Annotated in this window: 17 protein-coding genes; 8 read left to right on the forward strand and 9 right to left on the reverse strand. The window is 56.8% G+C overall.

Features of this window, described 5'->3' with window-relative positions; genetic code table 11:
• Window positions 1–50: 50 nt before the first annotated feature.
• The gene (locus AC2FIT_RS19580) at window positions 51–989 is read right to left on the reverse strand and encodes a tripartite tricarboxylate transporter substrate-binding protein (protein WP_496831718.1); all 939 of its coding nucleotides are present in this window, start codon (window positions 987–989) and stop codon (window positions 51–53) included.
• A 143-nt stretch (window positions 990–1132) separates the two neighbouring features.
• On the opposite strand from AC2FIT_RS19580, the gene AC2FIT_RS19585 reads away from it, so the two are divergent.
• Together AC2FIT_RS19585 and AC2FIT_RS19590 are read left to right on the forward strand one after the other, a co-directional pair.
• Window positions 1133–2650, forward strand: a complete 1518-nt coding sequence (locus tag AC2FIT_RS19585) for an aldehyde dehydrogenase (protein WP_496831720.1) — start codon at window positions 1133–1135, stop codon at window positions 2648–2650.
• Between the two features lie 197 nt (window positions 2651–2847).
• Window positions 2848–4080 (forward strand): Tm-1-like ATP-binding domain-containing protein, encoded by a 1233-nt coding sequence (locus AC2FIT_RS19590; RefSeq protein WP_496831722.1) that lies wholly within the window; start codon window positions 2848–2850, stop codon window positions 4078–4080.
• Window positions 4081–4140: 60 nt separating this feature from the next.
• Here AC2FIT_RS19590 and AC2FIT_RS19595 read toward each other — a convergent pair whose 3' ends face one another.
• The 7 genes from AC2FIT_RS19595 to AC2FIT_RS19625 all read right to left on the reverse strand — a co-directional run bounded on the left by AC2FIT_RS19595 (window position 4141) and on the right by AC2FIT_RS19625 (window position 12072).
• Window positions 4141–5067, reverse strand: coding sequence for a DMT family transporter (locus tag AC2FIT_RS19595; RefSeq protein ID WP_496831724.1), 927 nt, complete (start codon window positions 5065–5067; stop codon window positions 4141–4143).
• A 710-nt stretch (window positions 5068–5777) separates the two neighbouring features.
• Window positions 5778–6638, reverse strand: coding sequence for a fumarylacetoacetate hydrolase family protein (locus AC2FIT_RS19600; protein WP_496831725.1), 861 nt, complete (start codon window positions 6636–6638; stop codon window positions 5778–5780).
• Between the two features lie 43 nt (window positions 6639–6681).
• The gene (locus AC2FIT_RS19605) at window positions 6682–8193 is read right to left on the reverse strand and encodes a sugar ABC transporter ATP-binding protein (protein WP_496831727.1); all 1512 of its coding nucleotides are present in this window, start codon (window positions 8191–8193) and stop codon (window positions 6682–6684) included.
• Window positions 8190–9191 (reverse strand): ABC transporter permease, encoded by a 1002-nt coding sequence (locus tag AC2FIT_RS19610; protein ID WP_224889790.1) that lies wholly within the window; start codon window positions 9189–9191, stop codon window positions 8190–8192. Before AC2FIT_RS19610 ends, AC2FIT_RS19605 begins: the two co-directional genes overlap by 4 nt.
• 13 nt (window positions 9192–9204) lie before the next feature.
• Window positions 9205–10179 (reverse strand): ABC transporter permease, encoded by a 975-nt coding sequence (locus AC2FIT_RS19615; protein WP_224889789.1) that lies wholly within the window; start codon window positions 10177–10179, stop codon window positions 9205–9207.
• A 65-nt stretch (window positions 10180–10244) separates the two neighbouring features.
• On the reverse strand, window positions 10245–11042 hold the full coding sequence (locus tag AC2FIT_RS19620; RefSeq protein ID WP_496831729.1) for an SDR family NAD(P)-dependent oxidoreductase: 798 nt from the start codon (window positions 11040–11042) through the stop codon (window positions 10245–10247).
• Between the two features lie 79 nt (window positions 11043–11121).
• On the reverse strand, window positions 11122–12072 hold the full coding sequence (locus AC2FIT_RS19625) for a sugar ABC transporter substrate-binding protein (protein ID WP_224889787.1): 951 nt from the start codon (window positions 12070–12072) through the stop codon (window positions 11122–11124).
• A gap of 305 nt (window positions 12073–12377) precedes the next feature.
• On the opposite strand from AC2FIT_RS19625, the gene AC2FIT_RS19630 reads away from it, so the two are divergent.
• The 6 genes from AC2FIT_RS19630 (at window position 12378) to AC2FIT_RS19655 (ending at window position 18979) form a co-directional block, all read left to right on the forward strand.
• Entirely contained in the window at window positions 12378–14126 is a 1749-nt protein-coding gene (locus AC2FIT_RS19630; protein WP_496831731.1) for an extracellular solute-binding protein, read from the forward strand.
• Window positions 14127–14144: 18 nt separating this feature from the next.
• Entirely contained in the window at window positions 14145–14954 is an 810-nt protein-coding gene (locus tag AC2FIT_RS19635) for an SDR family NAD(P)-dependent oxidoreductase (protein ID WP_496831733.1), read from the forward strand.
• Window positions 14955–15016: 62 nt separating this feature from the next.
• The gene (locus AC2FIT_RS19640; protein WP_224889784.1) at window positions 15017–16315 is read left to right on the forward strand and encodes a M24 family metallopeptidase; all 1299 of its coding nucleotides are present in this window, start codon (window positions 15017–15019) and stop codon (window positions 16313–16315) included.
• Between the two features lie 3 nt (window positions 16316–16318).
• Window positions 16319–17083 (forward strand): SDR family oxidoreductase, encoded by a 765-nt coding sequence (locus tag AC2FIT_RS19645; protein ID WP_496831735.1) that lies wholly within the window; start codon window positions 16319–16321, stop codon window positions 17081–17083.
• Between the two features lie 10 nt (window positions 17084–17093).
• Window positions 17094–17831: an SDR family oxidoreductase gene (locus AC2FIT_RS19650; protein WP_496831737.1), complete on the forward strand. Its 738-nt coding sequence runs from the start codon at window positions 17094–17096 to the stop codon at window positions 17829–17831.
• The gene (locus tag AC2FIT_RS19655; protein WP_496831739.1) at window positions 17831–18979 is read left to right on the forward strand and encodes an alpha-hydroxy acid oxidase; all 1149 of its coding nucleotides are present in this window, start codon (window positions 17831–17833) and stop codon (window positions 18977–18979) included. The genes AC2FIT_RS19650 and AC2FIT_RS19655 overlap by 1 nt, the downstream gene beginning before the upstream one ends.
• Window positions 18980–19568: 589 nt before the next feature.
• On the opposite strand, the gene AC2FIT_RS19660 is transcribed toward AC2FIT_RS19655, so the two are convergent.
• Complete coding sequence (locus AC2FIT_RS19660; RefSeq protein WP_496831741.1) at window positions 19569–22226, reverse strand: erythromycin esterase family protein; 2658 nt, start codon at window positions 22224–22226, stop codon at window positions 19569–19571.
• Window positions 22227–22499 lie beyond the last annotated feature (273 nt).

The raw sequence follows: 22499 nt of genomic DNA on the forward strand, positions 1-22499 counted from the left end.
TCCTTAGCAGCGGCGAGAGGGCGCGCCGACACCCTCTCAAAAGATCGCGGTTATTGACCCAGCGCTTCTGAGATCGTGCCCAGAGTTGCCTTATCCTCTGCAATCACGGCGGCGCTTTCGTCTGCATTCAGCCAGTAGACCAGCGCACCTGTTTCCTCTGCAAGCTGTTGAGCACGCTCACTGTTCACAGTTTTCTCGGCAACGGCCGCGATCTTCTCGCGCACATCCGCCGGGGTATCCTTGGTCACGAACAGACCGTTCCACAGCGAGATATCTAAGCTCGGCTCAACCTCGCCAATCGCAGGCGTGTCAGGAACCTTGCTGATCCTCTCACCGGTGATCGAGACCAAAACCTTCACATCGTCAAGGCAAGGCAGGATAAGCTGTAGCGTCGTGTTGATCACGTCTGCATCGCCAGAGGCCAGCGTGTTACAATCCAAGGCGTCAAATGCCGCATCCCCTGCCCATTCAAAACCCATTGTCGAAGACAAAGCCTTGGTGACTTGGGTTGGCGTCAGAACATCCCCGAAATGCCCGAGGAACACCTCGTTTTCCTTGGCGTAATCGGCCAGTTCCTGCATCGACGAATAAGGTGCATTGCCCGAAGTCGCGATCACGAACGGATAGGTCAGGAAAATACCGATCGGATCGAATTTCTCAGGTGTAAGCTCCGGGATGTCGATCTCGTGCCCGATCAATGAAACCGCTGGAACAAATGATCCGATTGTGTACCCATCTGCCGGGGCTGTTGCCACCTCTACGGCCCCCGGAAACGGGCCACCGCCGCCGCCAGGCTTGTTCACCACTGCTGCCGGAACACCGTATTCGGCCTGAAAATCTTCGGCGATCATACGGGTCAGTACGTCTTCCAAATCGCCCGGAGGCCAAGGAACGATAAAGCTCACGGGTTTTTCGGGATATTCGGCCAAGGCCGAACTGGCCAGACCAATTGCAAGTGCGGCCAATGCGGCCTTGGCTTTGTTGGACATGATATCTCCCTGCGACGAGTCACTGATCGGTTTATTATTTGAACCTTTAGTATCATTTATTCTGAATTTGTTTCTTCACCTGTCAACTAAAAAATCATTATTGACAAATGCAGGTTTAAAGTTTGACACTTTTTTTGACACCAATGGTTCATTATTCAAACCTATTGAGGCTCGATTTGGACAAAATAAGGATAGAGAAACTCCGGCACCGCGCGGTTCCACCGGCACGTCACCTGATCGATGGTACAAGCCGTGACGCGTCGGATGGCGCGACAATGGGCGTCATATCGCCTATCGACGGATCGATCCTGACAACCATACCCAAGGGAACCCGTGAGGACGCTCAATTGGCAATCCGTTCAGCGCGACGTGCTTTCGACGATGGGCGATGGTCTGACCTTGCCCCCGCTGCTCGCAAAAAAATCATGCTGAAATGGGCAGACCTTATCGAAGCAGAGGCCGAAGAACTGGCTGTATTGGGCGTACGCGACAATGGAACCGAAATTGGCATGGCCTACAAGGCCGAGCCCCTCAGCGCTGCCGGGACGATCCGCTATTTTGCAGAGGCGATCGACAAGATTTATGGCGAGATTGCCCCTACTGCGCCCGATGCACTGGGGTTAATTCACAAGCAACCGGTTGGAGTAGTAGGCGCAATCGTGCCATGGAATTTTCCACTGATGATCGGCAGTTGGAAACTGGGCCCCGCGCTTGCCGCAGGATGCACCGTTGTCTTGAAACCCGCAGAAACGGCATCGTTAACTCTTATCCGGTTGGCCGAACTTGCGCTGGAGGCTGGTCTTCCACCGGGGGTTCTAAGCGTGGTGACTGGCGAAGGCATAGTTGTTGGGGCAGAAATCGCTGAATCCCACGACGTTGATGCTCTTGTTTTCACAGGTTCCGGCGCGACAGGCCGTCGGTTGCTTGAAGCCTCGGCAAGATCAAACCTCAAACGCGTTTATCTGGAGCTTGGCGGAAAATCCCCAAATATCGTGTTTGCGGACGCCCCCGATCTGGCCGAAGCCGCGAAGGTCTCGGCCGCTGGCATCTTTCGCAATTCCGGCCAAGTCTGCGTTGCCGGTTCACGGCTGCTGGTCCAGCGGGAAATCCACGACAAATTCGTGGAGAGGTTGGTTTCGAACGCCGAGGCCATGCAGGTCGGCGACCCACTGGACCCAAGGACACAAGCAGGTGCCGTAAACTCGGAAAACCAACTGGCGCAAAACCTTCAATTCGTTGAAGAGGCTCGCGCCGCTGGTCGCACTATTGCCACAGGTGGAACGCGGATTCTGCACGACACCGGGGGGACGTATATGGCACCGACAGTCATAACCGGCGTCAACCCTGACGACCGCGTTGTCTGCCAAGAGGTGTTTGGACCGGTTCTTACAGTTCAAGCCTTTGACACAGAAGAAGAAGCCATCGCCCTTGCCAACGCGACTGAATTTGGTCTTGCCGCGGGCGTGTGGACTTCGAACCTATCCCGCGCACACCGTATGATATCAAAAATCAGGGCTGGTGTGGTGCATGTTAACACGTATGGCGGGGCGGATATCACAGTGCCGCTTGGGGGCGTAAAGCAATCCGGAAATGGACATGACAAGTCGCTGCACGCATTTGACAAGTACCTAGATCTAAAAACGGCCTGGATAAAACTCTGAATTAAGGAAGGCCGCGTGACACTTGGGGGATCAGGGCGGAAATTGCCCGCGAAACTTAAAACACGACGTCTTTCGCCGTGTGGATTTCACCGCAATGTGGACAAAAGAGACTTCAGTACGCGAGTCTTGGTTTCTTCAAAAAACCACGCAGCTGTTGACAAAATATCTGGACCAATGCGCAGGCAGGAGAGGAACCCATGACCCAAAAAACAGTTCTGCTGATCGGCACCTACGACACCAAGGAACCCGAGATGCGTTTCATCGAGGACGTGGTCAAGGCGCAAGGTGCCAGCGTTCTGACAATGGACGTCTCGGTTCTGGGGGAACCTGAGAGCGCAACAGACATCAGCAAACACGACGTCGCCGCCGCTGCCGGAATGACCATTGAAGATGTCATCGCGCAAGGGGACGAAAACAAAGCCTTCCGCGTGATGTCCGCTGGTGCCGCCACTGTTGTCGCGCAGGCATATGCCGAAGGCAGATTTCACGGAATGCTCGCAATTGGGGGGACAATGGGCACCGATCTGGCGCTGGATTGCGCACAGTCGCTGCCAATGGGGGTTCCAAAATACATCGTTTCAACGGTGAGCTTCTCGCCTTTGATCCCTCCTCATCGTCTGGCCCCTGACATTCAAATGATCCTATGGGCCGGCGGTCTGTATGGAATGAACTCGATTTGCAGATCCTCTTTAAGTCAGGCCGCCGGAGCAGTTGTCGGGGCTACCAAAGCTGCAATCGAACTGGATCGCAGCAAGCCCTTGATCGGAATGACCAGCCTGGGATCATCCTGCCTGCGCTACATGAAAACCTTGAAACCAGCCCTGGAAGAGCGTGGTTTCGAAGTCGCCGTTTTCCATTCTACCGGCATGGGCGGTATGGCCTTCGAGAAACTTGCCGGTGAGGGTGCATTTGTTTGCGTGATGGACTTCTGCATGCAGGAATTCGGAAATCTGATGGCAGGTTCCGTGGTCTCCAGCGGCGAGGACCGCGTTACAAATGCCGGGCGCGTGGGTACACCGCAAATGGTGGCCCCCGGCGCACTGGATTTGTTGGACTTTGCAGGCTGGCAGGACATTCCAGAGCAATACGCTGATCGCCCCTTTCACGAACATAATCGCCTGATCAAGAGTTCGGTTTTTACAGGCGAAGAACGCCGTGCGTGGATACGTGAACTCGCCAACCGCCTTGAAGCTGCGACGGGGCCGGTGCACTTTTTTATGCCTACTCAGGGGGTCGAAGCTTGGGACAAGGAAGGTGAAGAGGCATACGACCCGGAAGCCCTAAGCGACATGGTTGACGAAGTAAGAAAAGCGATATCTGATCGAATTCCGACCACCGAACTGGATGCACATATCAACGACAAGGCCTTCAGTGACGCCGTATTGGCGCAGTTTGATGTTTGGGTTCAGGACGGGACAATCTCGACGTAATTGAAGGTCACTCCGATCAGGGAAAGTCGGGCGGTGAACCCGACCGCATTGAACCCAACGCTACCGCTTGGGTGATTTTGCAAGCACGGTCGATACGGTGCGTGTCTTTCGGCTTCTTGTGATCGCGATTGCGCCCAGCACCAATGCGCATGCCAAAGCCTGAGAAACAGTGATGGCCTCACCAAAGGCCAGAAAACCGACGGCAAACATCGTGGGCAATTCGATGCTTCCGGCTACCGCAGTTTGGGACGCCCCGATAACCGGTGAGCAGATCGTGTAGATGAGCTGGGGCACAAGCGCGGTGACAAGCCCAATACCAACAATCAAAAGCCAATCAGATTTCTCCGTTGGGAAAAGCTCTGCGACGTCCGCACCAAGAATGAGCGGCGCAAGCCCCAGAACAGACCCCAAAGACACTGACGCGATACGTGCCAACGGCGCAATCCGTGACAACCTGTGCACCAGCACGCAAATTCCAAAACCAAACCCGAATGGCGCGGCAAGGGATATGAAAAGTGTTGGTAGATGCTCCGCAGGGATTGAAGCGGGCGATCCAGCAATGACAGCCGCGACTACAATCAGGCCAGCGGCCAACAATGCGCGCGGCGTAGGTGCATCGGCAAACACAGCCCATGCGATGACCAGGGTGAACACTGGGTAGGTCATGTAAAGTACACCCACTGTCGATGCAGGCAACGCCTCTAGCGCCGTTACATATCCGATCCAACCAAGCCCCATTACGGCACCGGCTGAAAGGCCCCAAATGATCGCTCGCCATTCTTTTCGGTGCAAGACGAGAACAGGAAGCAGGAGAACTGCCGCGACAATGTACCGATAGAATGCAACCGCATAGGGTGCGACGCCCTGCTCGGTCAGGCTGCGACTAAAGTAAGGGACCAACCCAAAACAGATTGAGGCGAAAAGGACACCAACAACCGCAAGCCCGTAAGGGATGGACGGTCGATTTTGCGCGGATATGGTTGCCATAGTTCGGAGCTATCACGCATTTTCTGTTTCGTCTAAAGAGAATTGGCGAAAGGCTGCTTTGCCTCGAACGCGGACATCATTCACCGAGAACTCGCTTCGGTTGCCATAAAGGAACGCTTTTCTTGCTGCATCGCAGCTGTCAACTTCTGTCGATTCTATACCGCATCTGCGAAGGTACTGGATCAGGTCCGCATGGGATTCGACCCGGTCACTTGTTCAGTCGTCCCGAATGTCTCCGTTGTAGGCATACAGTCAATTGTCAAAAAAGCCGCAAACCTTCCTTGGCGGAACCTAGCCGCCCGCGTTCGCATACCGATCTTCCCATATAATCAGGCCCTTTGCCGCAGTGCCCAAGTACACTGCAGATTTCTTGAGAGACCTTCGGTCAATCTGCGGCCTTAAACGGCAGGCGCCTCCTGTGCCAACTTCGCCGCAAACCCCTGAAGTTTACGGTCGCCGAAGAAGGATAACAGGGTTTGCGCGGCTTCCTTACACTGTGTTCTGAACAGTCATCCTTAGCAACACGGCCTCAAAAGCCCGACTGAACGACTGCTATGGGCTTACTGACCGGCGTCCTCACGTTCCCAGCAACTGATCTTGTGCGCGGCACTGCGGCGAAAGCTCCAACGATACCAATGCGGTTTTGCCCCAAGTTGTCGTTGAGTGCCGACAGTTTGACTTGGAGTATCGCCGATCGGACGTGTCAGGTGCTATGTGATCGCAGGTCTGACCAAAGATTGCTGCTCACCAAGTCCGGCGATGCCAAGCGTGACAGTTTCTCCACCGTGCAGGTAGCGTGGTGGCTTTTGCCCCATGCCCACGCCCGGGGGGGTACCGGTAGAGATCACGTCGCCAGGCTGCAGGCTCATGAACTGGCTGCAGTATGACACCAGATAAGGTACCTTAAAAATGAGTGTGGCTGTCGAGCCTGATTGCATGCGTTCACCGTCCACATCGAGCCACATGTCGAGGTTGTTTATATCGGTGATTTCGTCTTGTGTGACCAGCCATGGGCCGGTTGGTCCAAAGGTGTCGCACCCCTTGCCCTTGTCCCAGGTGCCTGCACGGTTGAGTTGGAAGTCGCGTTCGGACACATCGTTGATCACGCAGAATCCGGCTACGTGGTTCATGGCGTCGGCTTCGTCGATGTAGGTACCCGGTGCGCCAATCACGACGCCCAGTTCGATTTCCCAATCGGTCTTGACCGAACCACGCGGCACTTGAATGTCGTCGTTGGGGCCCACCACGGCTGAGGTCCATTTGTTGAAGATGATCGGCTCTTCTGGGATCGGCATCCCAGCCTCTTCCGCATGATCGGCGTAGTTGAGGCCGATGCAGACATATTTGCCAATATTGCCGACGCAGGCCCCCAGCCGCAGGTCCTGCTGAGGGATACCTTCGACCCGCGGCAGGCTTTCTGGATCAAGCTTGGCGATCTTGCTCAGGCTGTCGGGGCTCAGCGCCTCTCCGGCGATGTCGGGCACGACGCCCGACAGGTCACGGACACGGCCAGAGGCATCAAGAAGGCCAGGTTTTTCGGCACCGGGCTGGCCATAGCGGAGAAGTTTCATCTGTCTTCCTTTTCAAATTTCACAGCGGTCGGGCGCGCCGGATTCAGGCTGCCTGATCGCCGCCAAGGCCTGAGATCGCCTGAATTAGGTTGTCCTCGGACACCTCATCAGACGTGAAGGTTCGCATCACCCGGCCTGAATACATGGCGATGATCCTGTCGGAAACATGCAGCACCTCTGGCATTTCGGAACTGATCACCATCACTGCATAGCCCTGAGCCGCCAATTCGCGAAGAAGCTTGTGTATTTCCGACTTGGAGCCCACATCAATGCCCCGGGTAGGTTCATCCACGATCAAGACATTGGGATGCATCGACAGCCACTTGCCGATCACGATCTTCTGCTGATTGCCACCTGACAGGTTGCCCACCCGCGCCTTCCAGCCCGGTGTGCGGATGTCCAGTCGGTCGCGGTACTGATCGAAAATTGCGATCTCGGCGCCTTCGGCAACAAAAGGCCCGGCTTTGAGGTCATCGACCTGAGGCAGGGTCATGTTGTCTCGGCAATTCATGCCAAGGACAAGGCCCTGACCTTTCCGGTCCTCCGGCACCAGGCTGATGCCACGAGCAATGGCATCCGCTGGGGAGTGAATACGGATTTCTTCGCCGTCCAGCAGGATTTGCCCATTGGACGGGTCACGCAGGCCAAATAGGGTTTCGGCTATCTCAGTCCGACCAGCGCCCACAAGACCATAGAATCCGACAACTTCGCCCCGGCGGATTTCGAAACTTACATCCTGGTATAGCTTGCCGCAACTTAGCCCGCGCACCTCAAGTGCCACGGTACCCAGATCGTGGTGCGAAAGGTTTCTGCTGAGGTCGAGCTTGCGCCCGATCATCATCTGCGTGACGGACTCTTCGGTGCTGTCCGCCGTCGCAACCGTGCCCTGATACTGGCCATCGCGCAGAACCGAGATGCGGTCGGTGATCTTGAATATCTCTTCCATGCGGTGAGAGATGTAGATGATGCCCACACCTTCGCGTTTCAGATCGGCGATGACATCGAACAGCACAACCTTCTCGGCATCAGTCAGCGATGCTGTTGGTTCGTCGAAAATAACCGCCTTGGCATCGACGGTCAGGGCACGGGCAATTTCGACCATCTGCTGGTTGGCGATAGACAGATCGCCCACACGTGTCTTGGCATCGAAACCCACATTCAGCTTTTCCAGGATCGTGTTCGTCTGATCGGCCAGCTTGCCCCAATCGACACGGCCAAAGCTTTTGCGGGGCAGTTCGCCAAGATAGATGTTCTCAGCCACTGTCAGCTCCTCGGCCAAGCTAAGCTCTTGGTGGATAAAGACGATCCCCTTGGCCTTAGCCTCCAGTGGTCCGCTCATGATCACTTTGTCTTCGCCCATATAGATTTCGCCTCCGTCAGGCTGATAGATGCCGCCCAGAACCTTCATCAGTGTCGATTTTCCGGCGCCATTTTCGCCCATCAACGCGTGAACCTCACCGGGCATAACGGAAAAAGACACACCATCCAGCGCGCGAACGCCGGGAAAGGTTTTGACGATGTTGTCGAGGTGGAGAACGGGTTCTTTGTCGGTCATACCTTCAACTCCTCTTTGCCCTTGATATTGAGCTGACGATCCAGGAACAGCACTGCGATCAGAATGAGACCAATCACCAGATTAACGGTGGATGTGTCAGCCCCGATATGACCCAATCCCTTGCGCAGAAGCTGGATCGCGATCACACCGCCGAATGTGCCGATTACAGATCCCGCACCGCCGGTGATCTTGGTGCCGCCAAGAACGACGGCCGTGATGATCCAAAGCTCATAAAGTTGCCCGTCATTGGGGTTTACCGACCCCGACTCAGAGTAGAAGACCACAGCCGAGAGTGCCGCCAAAAAACCGATGACCGAGAAGTTGATCATCATATGTGGGCCGACGCGGATACCTGCATTTACCGCAGCCTCACGGTTGTCGCCAATGGCATAGGCGTTGCGGCCATGTACCGTCTTGTTCATCAGGAACCATATCGCTGATGTTACCGCGATCAGGAACCACGAGGCCGTAGCCAGCCCAAGGAATCGGGCTTCGGCAAAGTCCACCAGCGTCCAATTCAGGTGGCTGGTCGGGTTTTCCCCGTTGAACATGAAGACGATGCCGCGATAGCCCAGCATCGACCCAAGCGTTACGATAAAGGCGTCCACACCGGTCTTCCAGACAATCAGACCGTTGAGCGCACCGAGCAGAGTACCCACCGACAAGGCCAGAAGCCACGCAACGGGGATCACCCAGTCTCCCAGGCCGGCGAAGATCGGCCATGTCATGCTGTCAAGCAGGATAATTGCGGCGATGGCAAAGGTCGCACCAACCGAAAGGTCGATATTGCCGTTGACCATGACGATGGTCATGCCCATCGCAATGATCCCAATTGGCGCGGACTGCTTGAGCAGCAGCAGCATGTTCTCCCAATCCATGAAGGCTTTGTCGGAGAGCGACATGAACTCGCCCGCCACGCTGAAGAAGATCAGCTCGAGAACGATGAACCCCCAGATCGCGCCGCTTTTCAACGCTTTGGACAATGCACCCGGTTGCATGGCTTCCCCTCCCTTACGCGATCGGTGACCAAAGCTTGCCGCGCTTGGCCGCGATATCAAGCCAGACAGCAAGAATTATGATGATCCAGGTTACGACGAATTGGACATAGAACTGCAAACCCACCAGCAGCAGGCCGTTCTGGATGAAACCCAGGATCAGTACCCCGATCACGGTCTTGAAGATCGTGCCGGACCCACCCAAAAGCGAGGCGCCACCAAGGATAACTGCGGCCAGGACTTCAAGCTCCAGCCCTTGTCCAACCGTGTTCTGGCTGCCCAGTGACCGACTTGCCTGAATGAGCCCGGCGGTCGCTACGCAGAACGCCGAAATCAGGTAGCAGTAAAAGACCGTGCGTGCGCGCGGGATGCCGGAAAAGGTGGCTGCCGTCCCATTTCCGCCCACCGCATAGACTTTGCGCCCGAAGGGTGTTTTGGCCAGCACCATGCCCAGCACGGCCGCAAGCAGTACGAAGATCAAGATTGGCACCGGAATACCCAGCGCCTCGCCTTGGCCAAAAACACTGAACCAGGTACCTTCCTTGTCGGCAATATCCATGTTCTGTCCACCGGAATAGGTCAGCGTCAACCCGTGGATGGCCGACAACATGCCCAGTGTCACAATGAGCGAGTTGAGCCTGAGGTATCCGACAAGAAAACCGATGAAGGCGCCTAGGCAAAGCGTCATTCCAAACATGGCGGGGATGGCCGCAAGTGGTCCGATCTTGTCATGCAGGTCCAGAACCACAATGGTCGAGAACGACATCATCGATCCGACCGACAGATCGAGGTTTCCACTTATCACCACGAAAGTCACACCCAGTGCGATCACTCCGAGGATAGCAGAAGATCGGATTACGCTCAGCACATTGTCGACTGAAAGAAATTTAGGATTGGCAATGGTAAAAGCGATCATAAACAGCACGAAGGCAAGCAGGATGCCCTGGCTTGCAATCAGGCTGCCAAGCCGGTCTTTGGTCAGTGTCGCCATCTTTCCCTCCTTCGGGTTGTCGGCACCAGATATCGACCGACAATCGTAGTGTTCTTCGTTGCCGGTCAGACCAGCGTCATGCCGCCGTCAATCATGACAATCTGGCCGGTCATGTAGTCGCTGTCCTTCGAAGCAAGATACGTGGTCGTGCCGGTAATGTCCTTGGGCCGCGCCACGCGGCCCTTTAGGATCTCGGCCGAGAATTCCTCCATCGCCTGCCCGGGACGTTCGGCGGCGCCGATTTCCATCAGGTCCTTGTCGACCTGCTCCCACATCTCGGTCGCCACCACGCCGGGCGCAAAGCCTGTCACCGTGATATCATGTTTCGCCAAATCGCGCGCACCGGATTGCGTCAATGAGACCACGGCCCATTTAGACGCGCAGTACGGGGCGACATTGTCAAAACCCTGGCGGCTGGCAATACTGGCGGTGTTGATGATTTTGCCGCCATGCCCTTGCGTGATCATCTGTCGGGCAGCCTCCTGCATGCCGATCATGCAGCCCAGCCCGTTCACTCCCATGATGAAATTCCAGTTGTCCTCGGTCACATCCATGAAGTTCATCGGCTTGTTCACGCCTGCATTGTTGAACTTCACATCGAGGCGGCCAAAGGTTTCAACCGTGTGTGCGATCATGGCGCGAACCTGCTCGCGATTGGTAACATCCACCTGTGACGCGGTTACCCGGCTTTTTCCGCCATTGGTGCGGCTGCGGTTCGCTTCGGCGACTTCTGACACCTTCTCGCCGTCGATGTCGGCAAAACAGACTCTGGCGCCTTCGTCGAGCAGCGCTTCTCCAATGGCGCGTCCGATACCCTGAGCTGCACCTGTCACGATGCAGACGCGGTTGGTTACACGTCCCATGGCGTGTCCCCCCTAAAAACCCGGTGGTTTGAAAAGCAGTCAGGGGCGCGAACCTGCCGCGCCCCGGATCGGCGTTCGCTTAAAACACCGGCTTGGTGAAGTCGCCCATGTTGTCCTGGGTGATCTTCGGGGTGTCGAAGTAGTTCAGGAACGGCACGTCCTCACCACTCAACACATCAATGGCCGTCTTCAGTGCAGCCTCGGCATCATCAACCGGCGACTGGTAGATCGAGCCCCAGTACTCGCCTGCACCCATTGCTTCGTAACCAACGGCAAAGTTGGTAGCACCGACAAAGATGATCCCATCGCGGCCCGCAGCCTTGGCAGCGTTTAAGGCACCCACGCCCATATTGTCGTCACCAGCATAGACACCGTCAATGTCGTCATACTTGACAAGGAAGGCCTCCATGACCTGCTGCGACTTTTCGCGGTTCCAGTCACCCGGTTGGGTGTCGACCACGGTCACATTCGGGCAAACTTCGGGCAGACGGTCCTCAAAGCCCTTGGCGCGCTCGATAGCGGTGGTATAGCCCGGCTGGCCGGTGATGTGCACGACCTGAGCTTCGTTCTCGATGCCCATGTCCTTGAACTTGTCGCACATAATTTCGGCCGAACGCGCGCCTTGGGTGATGTTGTCGGGGCCCGAGAATGACTTGATGAAGTCAAAGCCGGCTTCGGCGATGTTGGAGTTGGTGACGATGACCGGGATACCGGCCTGATGCGCCTTGCGGACGGCGGGGATTACCGCCTCACCGTTAGTTGGCCAAATAATGATGGCGTCGACTTCCTGCTGGATCAGGTCTTCCATCTGGGCAATCTGGCGCGCCACGTCGCCACCAGCGTCCAGTACGACCGTTTCAACATTGGCATTTGCCTCAGCTGCGGCGATGAACGCCTTTTCATAGGTCGTTTGGTAGCTGTCGACGCCAACGTTGTTCTGGGTAATGCCGATCTTCATCGACTCGGCGGATGCCATGCCCGCCAAGGCAAACGTTGCAGTGGTTGCGGCAAGCATAGTAACAATTTTCATTTCGGTCTCCTCCCGGAAATTTCATGCTTTTTTGCGTGTCTGTCGGCCACCTCTGGCAGCGGCCGCCCTATCTCCCGGCACGCCGGACGACTGCTACGCAATCTGCCGCTTTCAAGTGATCGAGAATGCCTGAATTTTATCCAAAATGAATATTTTTACATTCATTTTGGACTTTTTCCCGATACGCTGATCTGGCCAGATTGGTCAATTTCGGAGGAACCAAAGTGGGCGACAAGATTTCATCCAAATCGAACAAATCAGCGGCCATGCTTAAAAGCCAAAGGCGAAAAAGGTCACGAAAACAGATGAATGCCATGGAAGGACATAGCTTTGCAAGCCAGGTTTCGCCACAAGCGAAGACTGATGCATTGGATATCCTGTCCTTCTTGGATGATTTCAGCGATGAGATGGAAGGTTTGTTCGATCTGGTCGCACCCAATCCGCACCTGCGGATGGTGGTGCATCTTTTAAACGGACATTTTTCAGGAAAGACCATAACCCCGACGGCGCTGATCGGGGCCAGCCGCGTGCCCTACGCCACGGCCAACCGCAAGCTGAAAGAGATGATTGAGACGGGGCTGATCGAGCAGCGGCCACGTACCAAAAGCGGCAAGAGTTTTTCGATGCATCCCAGCAACCAGCTTCTGGATCAATGGATGCAGGTGTCGGGGCGCATGCGCCGACTGGCCGAGGCGCAATTCGGCGGGCGTGGGCGTGGCCAGAGATCCAAGGATTACTACTTCGGCGGAAGCTATATTGCGGCGCAGTCCATACCGCCGTTGAGCGTCCTACCTGAGCCGCTGAAGGTGCCGGGGGGTATCCGGGTGCTCGTGCATGGCGATCCGACCTTCTTGGTAATGGATACGCTCAAGCGCCAGTTCGAACAGGTGATCGGAACACAGATCAGCCAACGCGCCTTTTCTATAGACCGTCTGCGCGAAGAGGCGTTGCGGAACGCAGAACGCTCGACAAGCCGCTACGACATCATTGCAGTCGATCTACCCTGGATCGGGGAATTTGCGGAAAAGAACGTCCTGATGCCGCTGGATAAGGTAATGGACATCGCCCGGCTGGACCCGGCGGATTTCCATACGGCCGGATGGCAGGCGGCGCATTGGGGCGGCCGCGCCTACGGTGTGCCGGCGCAGACGACGCCGGAATTACTGTTCTACCGCCGCGACCTTTTCGTCGAGGCGGGGCTAGAGCCGCCCGCAACAACAGACGATTTGCTCAAAGCCGCACGCACGCTTCACAATCCCCGGCGCGGGTTCCACGGGATCGCCTGGAACGCGGCACGGGGCACGGCGCTGGGGCACACGGTTCTGATGACGATGGCCGATTTCGGACAGCCGGTACTGAACCTTCCTGAATTCGCAGGGGGGTTTGACGCTCGAAACCTTGCGTTCGGTACATATCGTCCCACGATTGATACCGAAGCCGGACTGCACGCGGCAGAGTTCCTGCGGGAGCTTCTGGACTTCTCGCCGCCTGATATCCTGTCGATGTCCTGGTATGAGCGGGTACGCCCCTATGCTGAGGGCAAGATCGCAATGGCCTATGGCTACACACTTCTTGCCCCGTATTTCGAGCTTGATGAAAGTTCCCCCGCCTACGGCCAGACCGGTTACCTTCCGCATCCCGCGGGGCCTGGTGCGCATCCGGTCGCTCCGGTCGGTGGCTACGTGATGGGGATTCCGGCCAACCTGCCGCCCGAGCGCGTGCTGGCCGCTGTCGAAGCGCTGACCGTTTTCACCTCGCCCGAGGCACAGAAGCTGTACGTCCAGAACGGTAGCCGTACCAACCCGCGCTATTCAGTCGCGTCTGACCCCGAAGTGCGACGTGCTTCGCCGATATTCGAGGCGGTGGACGCAATGTCATGGCGCGACGAACTGCAGTTCTGGCCGCGCCCGCCGGTCCCCGAAATCGTCGATATCATCCGCATCTGCGGCGAGGAATTTCACGACATGCTTCGCGGGATCACCCCACCGCGAGACGCTCTGCGCAAGGCTCAGGCAAGGGCCGACGCGCTGATGGGACCAAACGGGACACTGTAGATTCAAGGAGGAAAAATCATGGACCCCAATCGCCTGAAAGGTAAGAACATTCTGATCACCGGTGCCGCGCGCGGCATGGGCGCGGCCAATGCCGAAGCCTTCGCCGCACAGGGCGCCAACGTCTGCCTTGGGGACCTTGATCTTGATGAGGCACAACAAGTTGCCGACCGCATAAACGCGGCGGGCAATGGCAAGGCGATTGCCGTAAGGATGGATGTGACCAAGCGCGAAGACAACGCCGCCGCCGTTGCCGCCACAGTCGAAGCTTTCGGATCCATAAACGTTGGCCTTTTCAACGCTGGTTTAAACAAGCCCCGGTTCTTCATGGATATCGACGAAGACAACTGGGACATGATCATGAACGTCAACACCAAGGCGATGTGGTTAGGCATGCAGGAAACGGCCAAGCAGATGATCGCCCAGGGCCCGATGGAAAAACACCCCTACAAGCTGATCAATGTGGGTTCGATCGCGTCACGCAAACCCCTGGTTGACGTGACCGTTTATTGCACCTCGAAATACGGCTGCCTGGCACTAACCGAATGCGGCGCGCTCGGATTGGCCGAGCACAACATCACCGTAAACGGCTACGCCCCCGGCGTAGTTGTCACTCCGTTGTGGGAGCAGCTGGACAAGGACTTGGTCGAAATCGGCTTCAAGGAACGTGCGGGGCAGGCTTACGACGATATCGTCGACAACAACCTGGTGATCAAGCGGGTGTCCTACCCCGATGATATCACCGGGACCGCTTCGTTCCTCGCATCGGACGACAGCGACTACATGACCGGCCAGATGATCTCAATCGATGGGGGCTGGGTCACCAAGTAACGCCACCCCTCCAAGTCTTTCTTACAAAACCCGGAGGACGCCCCTCCTGAAAGGAGTTTAATATGTCACGAGCATTGTTGCCGAACATGCTAACCCCGCAAGACCTTGAACCCAACTGGGAGTGGCGCGACAAGCTACCTGCCTGGGGGCATTTGTCCGTCGACTTCGAACGCCGGATCGACCATGACCGACTGCGCCGCTACCGCCTGGCCCGAACCCGGCAGGCGTTACAGAACTCGCCCGCAGGTACGCTTCTGTTGTTCGATGTGAACAACATCCGTTACGTCAGCGCCACCAAGATCGGCGAATGGGAACGGGATAAGATGTGCCGCTTTTGCCTGCTGACCGGTGACGATTCGCCTTATGTCTGGGATTTCGGCTCTGCCGCACAGCATCACAAGCGATATTCAGACTGGCTTGAGCCCGATCACTGCCTTGCCGGCGTTGTCGGAATGCGCGGCACCATCCCGCCCGAGTTCGGTTTGATGAAGAAATACGCCAAACAGATCGCGGGCCTGATCCGCGACGCGGGCATGGCTGACATGCCTGTTGGCGTGGACTATGCCGAAACCGCCATGTTCCATGCCCTTCAGGAAGAGGGCCTGCATGTCGTAGACGGCCAGCAGATCATGCTGGCGGCACGCGAGATCAAGAACTGGGATGAAATCCAGCTTTTGACGCAAGCCGCGTCGATGGTCGATGGCGTCTATCACATGATCTACGAAGAGCTGAAGCCGGGTGTGCGCGAGAACGATATCGTCGCCCTATCGAACAAGATGCTCTACGAAATGGGGTCGGACGACGTCGAGGCCATCAACGCCATTTCGGGCGAACGCTGCAACCCGCATCCACACAACTTCACCGACCGGCTGTTCCGACCCGGCGATCAGGCGTTTTTTGACATCCTCCAGTCTTATCAGGGCTATCGCACCTGTTATTACCGGACCTTCAACATCGGTCGGGCGACGCCTGCGCAGAATGACGCCTATGTGAAGGCGCGCGAATGGATCGACGCCTCCATCGAGGCGATCAAGCCGGGCGTTTCCACCGACAAGGTCGCAGAGCTCTGGCCCAAGGCCGAGGAGTTCGGCTTCCCGAATGAGGACGCGGCCTTTGGCCTGCAATTCGGTCACGGGCTGGGTCTGGCGCTGCATGAACGCCCGATCATTTCACGTGCCGTGTCGCTGGATCATCCGATGGAAATCCAGACCGGCATGGTCTTTGCGCTGGAGACCTACTGCCCGGCCGCCGACGGATACTCCGCCGCGCGGATCGAGGAAGAGGTCGTGGTGACAGAGACCGGCTGCGAGGTGATTAGCCTCTTCCCTGCCGAAGATCTGCCAATTGCGAACCGGTACTGAGCGATGGCACATCCGTTCGACCTGACAGGCCGGAAGGCACTGGTTACCGGCGGCGCGACTGGCATTGGCAAGGGTATCGCCCTTGGCCTAGCCGCCGCCGGGGCTGATATCGCCCTGACCTACCGCAGCCACCAACCCGAAGACACGATTGCCGAAATCGAAGCCCTAGGGCGAAAAGCCGCTGCCGTGAAGGCCGATTTTTTGGACATGGACGAGGCCGCGGCCACCGCCATCGTGGATTTCGCGGCCAAGGCGCTGGACGGGATCGACATCCTGATCAACAACGCGGGTATCATCCACCGCGAGGACAGCACGGATATGCCGCTGGAAGATTGGCGCCGGGTGCTGGCGGTCAACCTCGACAGCGTCTGGCTGCTAAGCCAGGCGGCAGGGCGGCGGATGGTGGACCAAGGGGCGGGCAAAATCGTCATCGTGTCTTCCGTTCTCGGCTCACAGGGCGGGTTGCGTGTGCCCGCATATGCCGCAAGCAAACATGCAGTGAACGGCCTGACCCGCGCGCTTTGCAACGAATGGGCCGCAAGGGGTGTGAACGTGAACGCCATCGCACCGGGTTACACGGCCACCGACAACACCCAGGCACTGCGGGATGATCCTGAGCGGTCCAAAGCGCTACTGGACCGCATTCCCGCCGGGCGGTTCGCGGAGCCATCCGAAATCGCAGGGGCTGCCGTTTTCCTGGCTTCCAACGCCGCCGCATACTGCCACGGCAGCGTGGTCACAGTGGACGGCGGCTGGATGGCTAGATGAAAGGACTGAAATGACACTTGAACTTAACGGGAAAACTGCCCTGATCACCGCTGCCGCAAACGGCATCGGGCGCGCCTCGGCTGAAGTTTTGGCGGCGCGCGGTGCGGCAGTGATAGCCACGGATATTAACGGCAAAGGGCTTGCCTCGCTGGCCTCAGACCAGATTACGACACATCGGCTGGACGTGCTGGACGCTGAGGCAGTCGAGGCTCTGATCGCAGAGATCCCGCCTGCTGACATCCTTGTGAACTGCGCAGGCTGGGTGCATGATGGAACCATTCTTGATTGTGACGAAGCGGTCTGGGACCGGTCTTTTGATCTGAATGCCAAGGCTCTTTTCCGGCTGACCAAGGCGGTTTTGCCCGGCATGCTGGAAAAGAGAGCCGGTTCCATCATCAACATCGCCTCCATCGTCTCCAGCGAAAAGGGCGCGCCGCGCCGCTTTGCCTATGGTGCGTCCAAGGCCGCCATCATCGGCATGACCAAGGCGATTGCCGCCGATTTCGTGAAGGACGGCATCCGCTGCAATGCGATCTGCCCCGGCACGGTTCAGAGCCCCTCGCTCGAGGACCGCCTGCACGCCACAGGGGATTTCGACAAGGCACTGGCCGCCTTCAAAAGTCGCCAGCCAATGGGCCGCCTCGGCCGTCCCGAGGAGATCGCCGAGATGGTCTGTTACCTCGCCGGTGATCTGGCGGCCTTCACCACGGGCCAGGCCTTCGCCGTCGACGGGGGCTGGTCGATCTGATGGGCTTAGACCGCGCTGCATCCATTGATGATCTGCGCGCGCGTGCCAAGCGCCGCATTCCGCGTTTCGCCTTCGATCTGGTCGATGGAGGTGCAGAGGGAGAACGCAATATGCGGCGCAACACCGAGGCCTTCGAAGAGGTCGAACTGGTCCCGCGCTACATGGTGGATGTGTCCATGATAGACACCAAGGCTGAACTCTTTGGCCAGACATTCGATCTGCCTTTCGGGCAGGCCCCTATCGGTATGCTGAATGCCTTCTGGCCTGGGGCCGACCTGACGCTGGCGCGCCTTTGCAAAGGCGAAAACGTACCTTACGTCGCCAGCTCTGCCGCCTCCACCGCGCTGGAGGAGCTCGCCGAGGCAGCAGACGGCAATGGCTGGTTCCAGCTCTATGTTTCCGGCGACCATACCGTGACCGAGGGCCTGATCTCCCGGGCCGAGGCTGCGGGTTATGACGTGATGATGGTCACCGTCGATGTTCCGGCGGCAGGCAAACGCGACCGTGACATTCGCAATCAACTGTCTGTGCCGTTCAAGTTCACGCCCGAGGTCATGCTGCAACTAGCCGCCAATCCGGTCTGGTCGCTGGCCAGCCTGCGGCACGGCAAACCCAACATCGCCAATTACGCCGACCTTCTGCGAAGCGCCACATCTTATGCTGATGTTCAAAAAACGCTGATCACCCCCGGCCTGACGTGGCACCAACTTCGGCAATTGCGTGATCGCTGGAAAGGCATATTTCTGGTCAAGGGTATTCTGCACCCGAAGGACGCGATCAAGTGCGCAGAGCTGGGCGCGGATGGCATCGTGATCTCCAACCACGGCGGGCGGCAGGTCGCCTTCGGACCACCAACCATCGAGGCCCTGCCCGCCATCGCCGAGGCAATCGACGGAAAACTGAAGATCATCCTCGACAGCGGCATTCGCCGGGGCGCTGACATCCTGCGTGCCAAAGCACTTGGGGCGGATTTCGTCCTGACAGGCCGGGCGCTGGCTTATGGCGTCGGGGCGGGCGGCGCCAAGGGCGCAGCGCGCGCAATGGAAATCCTTAAGCTGGAGCTAGTCCGTGCCCTGGGTCAGCTTGGTGCCACGTCTTTTAGCTCGGTAGCGCCTTCCGCCCATTCTAAAACCCATCAAACCCATTGAAAAAGGCTCAACCCTGCGTCCGATCATGGAATACCCCCATCTGGCTTTGAACGGCAACAGCCGGATTTAATTGCAAAGCTTCAGTCCAAAACTTTTAGTTTCGAGGACGTGACCCAAGTGCGATCAGCCTCAACGAAAATCCACACATTCTTTTGGTGGGGGCAAGCTGCAATTGGTCTGGACTGGCGGGAGGTCCATACCGCCCGCCAGAGGGTTCAGGTATCAAATCCTTCAGCGATGCTGAGCGCATCCTCCAACTCGACGCCGTGGTCGCGCAAAGCGCTATGGCACCTTGATATGTGCAGGCAACAGCCGAACTGCCCTGATTTTTCCGACCTTACGGAATATTTCGGTCGCTTTGGTTCGTCGCAGCGAATGAGCGCCATACCAGTCCGGCTCCACACCGATTGCGGCTAAACAGTCGCGCATCCGCTGACCACCTTGTTACGTCGAAATGCGAGGGCAGTCAGAAACACGAGGGCCGGAACTCTCCGTTAGCCAACACCGCAATTTGGCCCGAATTATCTGAAAACGGACACATATGATGGCAACGCTCGAACCAAATCAGCCTACTCACACCACAAAAGATTCAGAGCCCAAACGGGTAGGTCTCGTCCTCACCAGCCGACACACGCGTTGGTATTGGGGTTACCGCGCAGGTCTCATCAAACCACACGAACGCATCATACTGATCGGGCAGCGATGCATGGGAGTAGTGGCTCCATCGTTCGGTTTCGGGGCGGTAGATCACTCCAATATATCGCTCTAGACGCGGCTCTGAGAGCGCCGTGCGAAGTGGAGTATCCAGCTCGTTTCCGAGGTTGAGCAGGAACCGAGGCACACCCACCTCATGGCAAATTGCCTCGTAGCTATCGGATCGGGAATGTCGCACGGACTTTATTTCCATTGGTGCATCCCATTCCGAGGCGGCCGCAACCGTCCCTGTGTTTGTGCTAAAGCCAATTAGCACAGCGTCGTCGCCAAACTCCGCTCTACACAGCTGACCGATGTTCAATTCGCCACGCGCGGTGCCCATATCAGTAAAACGGGCATCTCCGATGTGCGAATTGTGTGCCCAAACGACGGCTTTTGCATTAGGTCCGGCATGGTCCAAACTCTGCTTTAATGTCTTGAACATATGGCTGTCCCGTAAGTTCCAAGACTCATGTGACCCGTAGTACATGACGCGATAGTAGCGCTCGGAATTCGCGACAAGCCGCGCGTTTTGAACAGCATCGAAGAAGTCATCGCCATCTTTCGCAGCATATTGCAGTTCGCCCTGTAGCAAGTCGAGCAATGTGCGCATTACCGGAGCCTCACACAACGCGTAGCCACGGCTTAGCGAGGCTCGGCCGTATGATGCCAGTTCATGCGACCAGGGATCGAAACAGGCATAGCGCTGACGGGCTTCGGCAGCTGCTGTCGGGTCCACCCGGTCAAGATAGTCCAGCACTGCCCCTATAGACGTGTGCATGCTGTAAATATCTAAACCTGTAAACTTCACCTGATTTTCAGGTGAGATTCCCGAATTGCGTCTACGTAGGCCAGCGATAAAGTCGTCGACTTCACGGTTCCGCCACATCCACGTTGGAAACCGAGAAAATGGCGGGCTGCGCATCGGTCTGCCCGGTTTATGGCGAATGTAACGGTCAATCGCGGCGGCATCGGGCCAGTCGGCTTCTACTGCTATCAAATTGAAGCCGTGTTGATCTATTAACCGGTTAGTAATCGCAGCCCTTGCACGATAGAATTCCGAAGTTCCATGTGAGGCTTCGCCCAACAGAACCACTTTTGCCGTGCCAAACCTGTCAAATGCTTCAGCAAAGGACGGATCTTCTGGTTCCGGCAGTGAAATTACTTTCTTGCGCAGCACCTTCGCAATGTCTTCCGAGCTTTTCAAATGAAACTCTGGTTCTGGATGTACTGCAGTCTCCGGCACAGTTAGATGGTGTTGAAACCAATTGCAGGCCAATTCAGTAACCATCTCGAGCGCGCCTGCCTCTTCAAACAAGTGGCCAGCATTAGGAACGATCTTGAGGAGCTTTTCACAACTCAGCGCGCTGAGGGCTTGCCTGTTCAGGGTAATCACATGATGGTCGTCGCCGCCAACAATTAGCAGTGTCGGTGCGGTGACGTTATTGAGTTTTTCACCGGCAAGATCAGGACGTCCGCCTCGGGAAACAACAGCGCCGATACGGTCTTTTAATTCCGCCGCAGCAACCAGCGATGCACCTGCGCCGGTGCTGGAACCGAACAGCCCAATCGGCAAGTTAGCTATGTCCGGCTCACCGCTGGCGTAAAGAACAGTCTCTACAATCCGGTCGGCCAATAGAGGTATGTCGAAGACATTTCGTCGATCCTGCGCCTCATCCGGTGTCAGCAGATCAAAGAGCAATGTTGCAAAGCCGCGGGTGTTCAGCGTATTGGCCACGGCCTTGTTGCGGGGACTCAACCTGCTCGACCCGCTACCATGCGCGAAGATTACCAGTCCACGGGGATCAGGCGGGACAATGATTTCTCCGGAAAGCGCTAAAGGTGGCACCGCAACTTGCCGGGATGAAAACCCGGACGATAACTGCTCATTATTGGTTTCCGACCACCCTTCCCGCAAGAGACCTATGGTTTCCTCATCGCTGAGTTGATGAAAGTCGTCGAAAAAAGCACCGACGCCAAAGAACTGCTGCGCCGGGTTCAGGCAAACAACTTCGTCGGCTAAATTTTGGAATTCTATTGCGACTTCAGCCGGGGCGACGGGAACCGCAATGCACACTTTCTTTGCGCCTTGCTGCTGCATCGCGATAAGAGCCGCTTTCATCGTCGCTCCGGTCGCTAGTCCATCATCTACAATAACCGCGGTTTTGCCTTTCGCAGATACTTGCGCTCGCTCACCAAGGTATCGCGATCGACGTCTTTCTAATTCGTGCAATTCCCTTGCGCGCGCTTTCTCAAGATAATCGGCACCAGCGTGTGATCGTCTCTGAATCTCTTCATTAACAACGATTTGAGGGTTTTCACCGTCAACGATCGCTCCAAGCGCAACCTCTGGCGATCCCGGCGCACCTATTTTGCGAACGAATATCAGATCAAGCGGTGCTTTTAGTGCGCGCGCAACTTCAACGGCCACAGGCACACCACCGCGCGGCAAAGCATAGACAACAGGACTATCCAATGTCATGCCTGCCAAACGATTTCCCAATTGGCGCCCAGCTTCGGCGCGATCCGAGAACCTCAGACCAAGTTGGTTCATTTCTCGTCACTCCCCTACAGCCCTGACCGACACAGGAACTGACCATCGGGGTCGGTCAGGAGTGTTAGCTCGAACTGTAGTGTGACAAGGACCAGTCAAGTTCACTTTGATTTCGGTCATGTTGCCCTGGTTATTCCTGACGCTCCTGCTGCGTGTCCTTTCCAGAAAGATTGGCACGCAGTCTGTTACAAACGCACTTTCGGCAGGCATTAGAAACGAAAAAACTATTTGATTTAAAACGGGAATATAAAGATGTAATAATACACCTCAGAA

It is taken from the genome of Ruegeria sp. YTSA135 (genome assembly GCF_059610165.1).

Bases quoted from the DNA above. Each gene is read 5' to 3' on its own strand.
- AC2FIT_RS19580 (WP_496831718.1), bottom strand. From the start codon at position 989: ATGTCCAACAAAGCCAAGGCCGCATTGGCCGCACTTGCAATTGGTCTG.
- AC2FIT_RS19585 (WP_496831720.1), top strand. From the start codon at position 1,133: ATGGTTCATTATTCAAACCTATTGAGGCTCGATTTGGACAAAATAAGG.
- AC2FIT_RS19590 (WP_496831722.1), top strand. From the start codon at position 2,848: ATGACCCAAAAAACAGTTCTGCTGATCGGCACCTACGACACCAAGGAA.
- AC2FIT_RS19595 (WP_496831724.1), bottom strand. From the start codon at position 5,067: ATGGCAACCATATCCGCGCAAAATCGACCGTCCATCCCTTACGGGCTT.
- AC2FIT_RS19600 (WP_496831725.1), bottom strand. From the start codon at position 6,638: ATGAAACTTCTCCGCTATGGCCAGCCCGGTGCCGAAAAACCTGGCCTT.
- AC2FIT_RS19605 (WP_496831727.1), bottom strand. From the start codon at position 8,193: ATGACCGACAAAGAACCCGTTCTCCACCTCGACAACATCGTCAAAACC.
- AC2FIT_RS19610 (WP_224889790.1), bottom strand. From the start codon at position 9,191: ATGCAACCGGGTGCATTGTCCAAAGCGTTGAAAAGCGGCGCGATCTGG.
- AC2FIT_RS19615 (WP_224889789.1), bottom strand. From the start codon at position 10,179: ATGGCGACACTGACCAAAGACCGGCTTGGCAGCCTGATTGCAAGCCAG.
- AC2FIT_RS19620 (WP_496831729.1), bottom strand. From the start codon at position 11,042: ATGGGACGTGTAACCAACCGCGTCTGCATCGTGACAGGTGCAGCTCAG.
- AC2FIT_RS19625 (WP_224889787.1), bottom strand. From the start codon at position 12,072: ATGAAAATTGTTACTATGCTTGCCGCAACCACTGCAACGTTTGCCTTG.
- AC2FIT_RS19630 (WP_496831731.1), top strand. From the start codon at position 12,378: ATGAATGCCATGGAAGGACATAGCTTTGCAAGCCAGGTTTCGCCACAA.
- AC2FIT_RS19635 (WP_496831733.1), top strand. From the start codon at position 14,145: ATGGACCCCAATCGCCTGAAAGGTAAGAACATTCTGATCACCGGTGCC.
- AC2FIT_RS19640 (WP_224889784.1), top strand. From the start codon at position 15,017: ATGTCACGAGCATTGTTGCCGAACATGCTAACCCCGCAAGACCTTGAA.
- AC2FIT_RS19645 (WP_496831735.1), top strand. From the start codon at position 16,319: ATGGCACATCCGTTCGACCTGACAGGCCGGAAGGCACTGGTTACCGGC.
- AC2FIT_RS19650 (WP_496831737.1), top strand. From the start codon at position 17,094: ATGACACTTGAACTTAACGGGAAAACTGCCCTGATCACCGCTGCCGCA.
- AC2FIT_RS19655 (WP_496831739.1), top strand. From the start codon at position 17,831: ATGGGCTTAGACCGCGCTGCATCCATTGATGATCTGCGCGCGCGTGCC.
- AC2FIT_RS19660 (WP_496831741.1), bottom strand. From the start codon at position 22,226: ATGAACCAACTTGGTCTGAGGTTCTCGGATCGCGCCGAAGCTGGGCGC.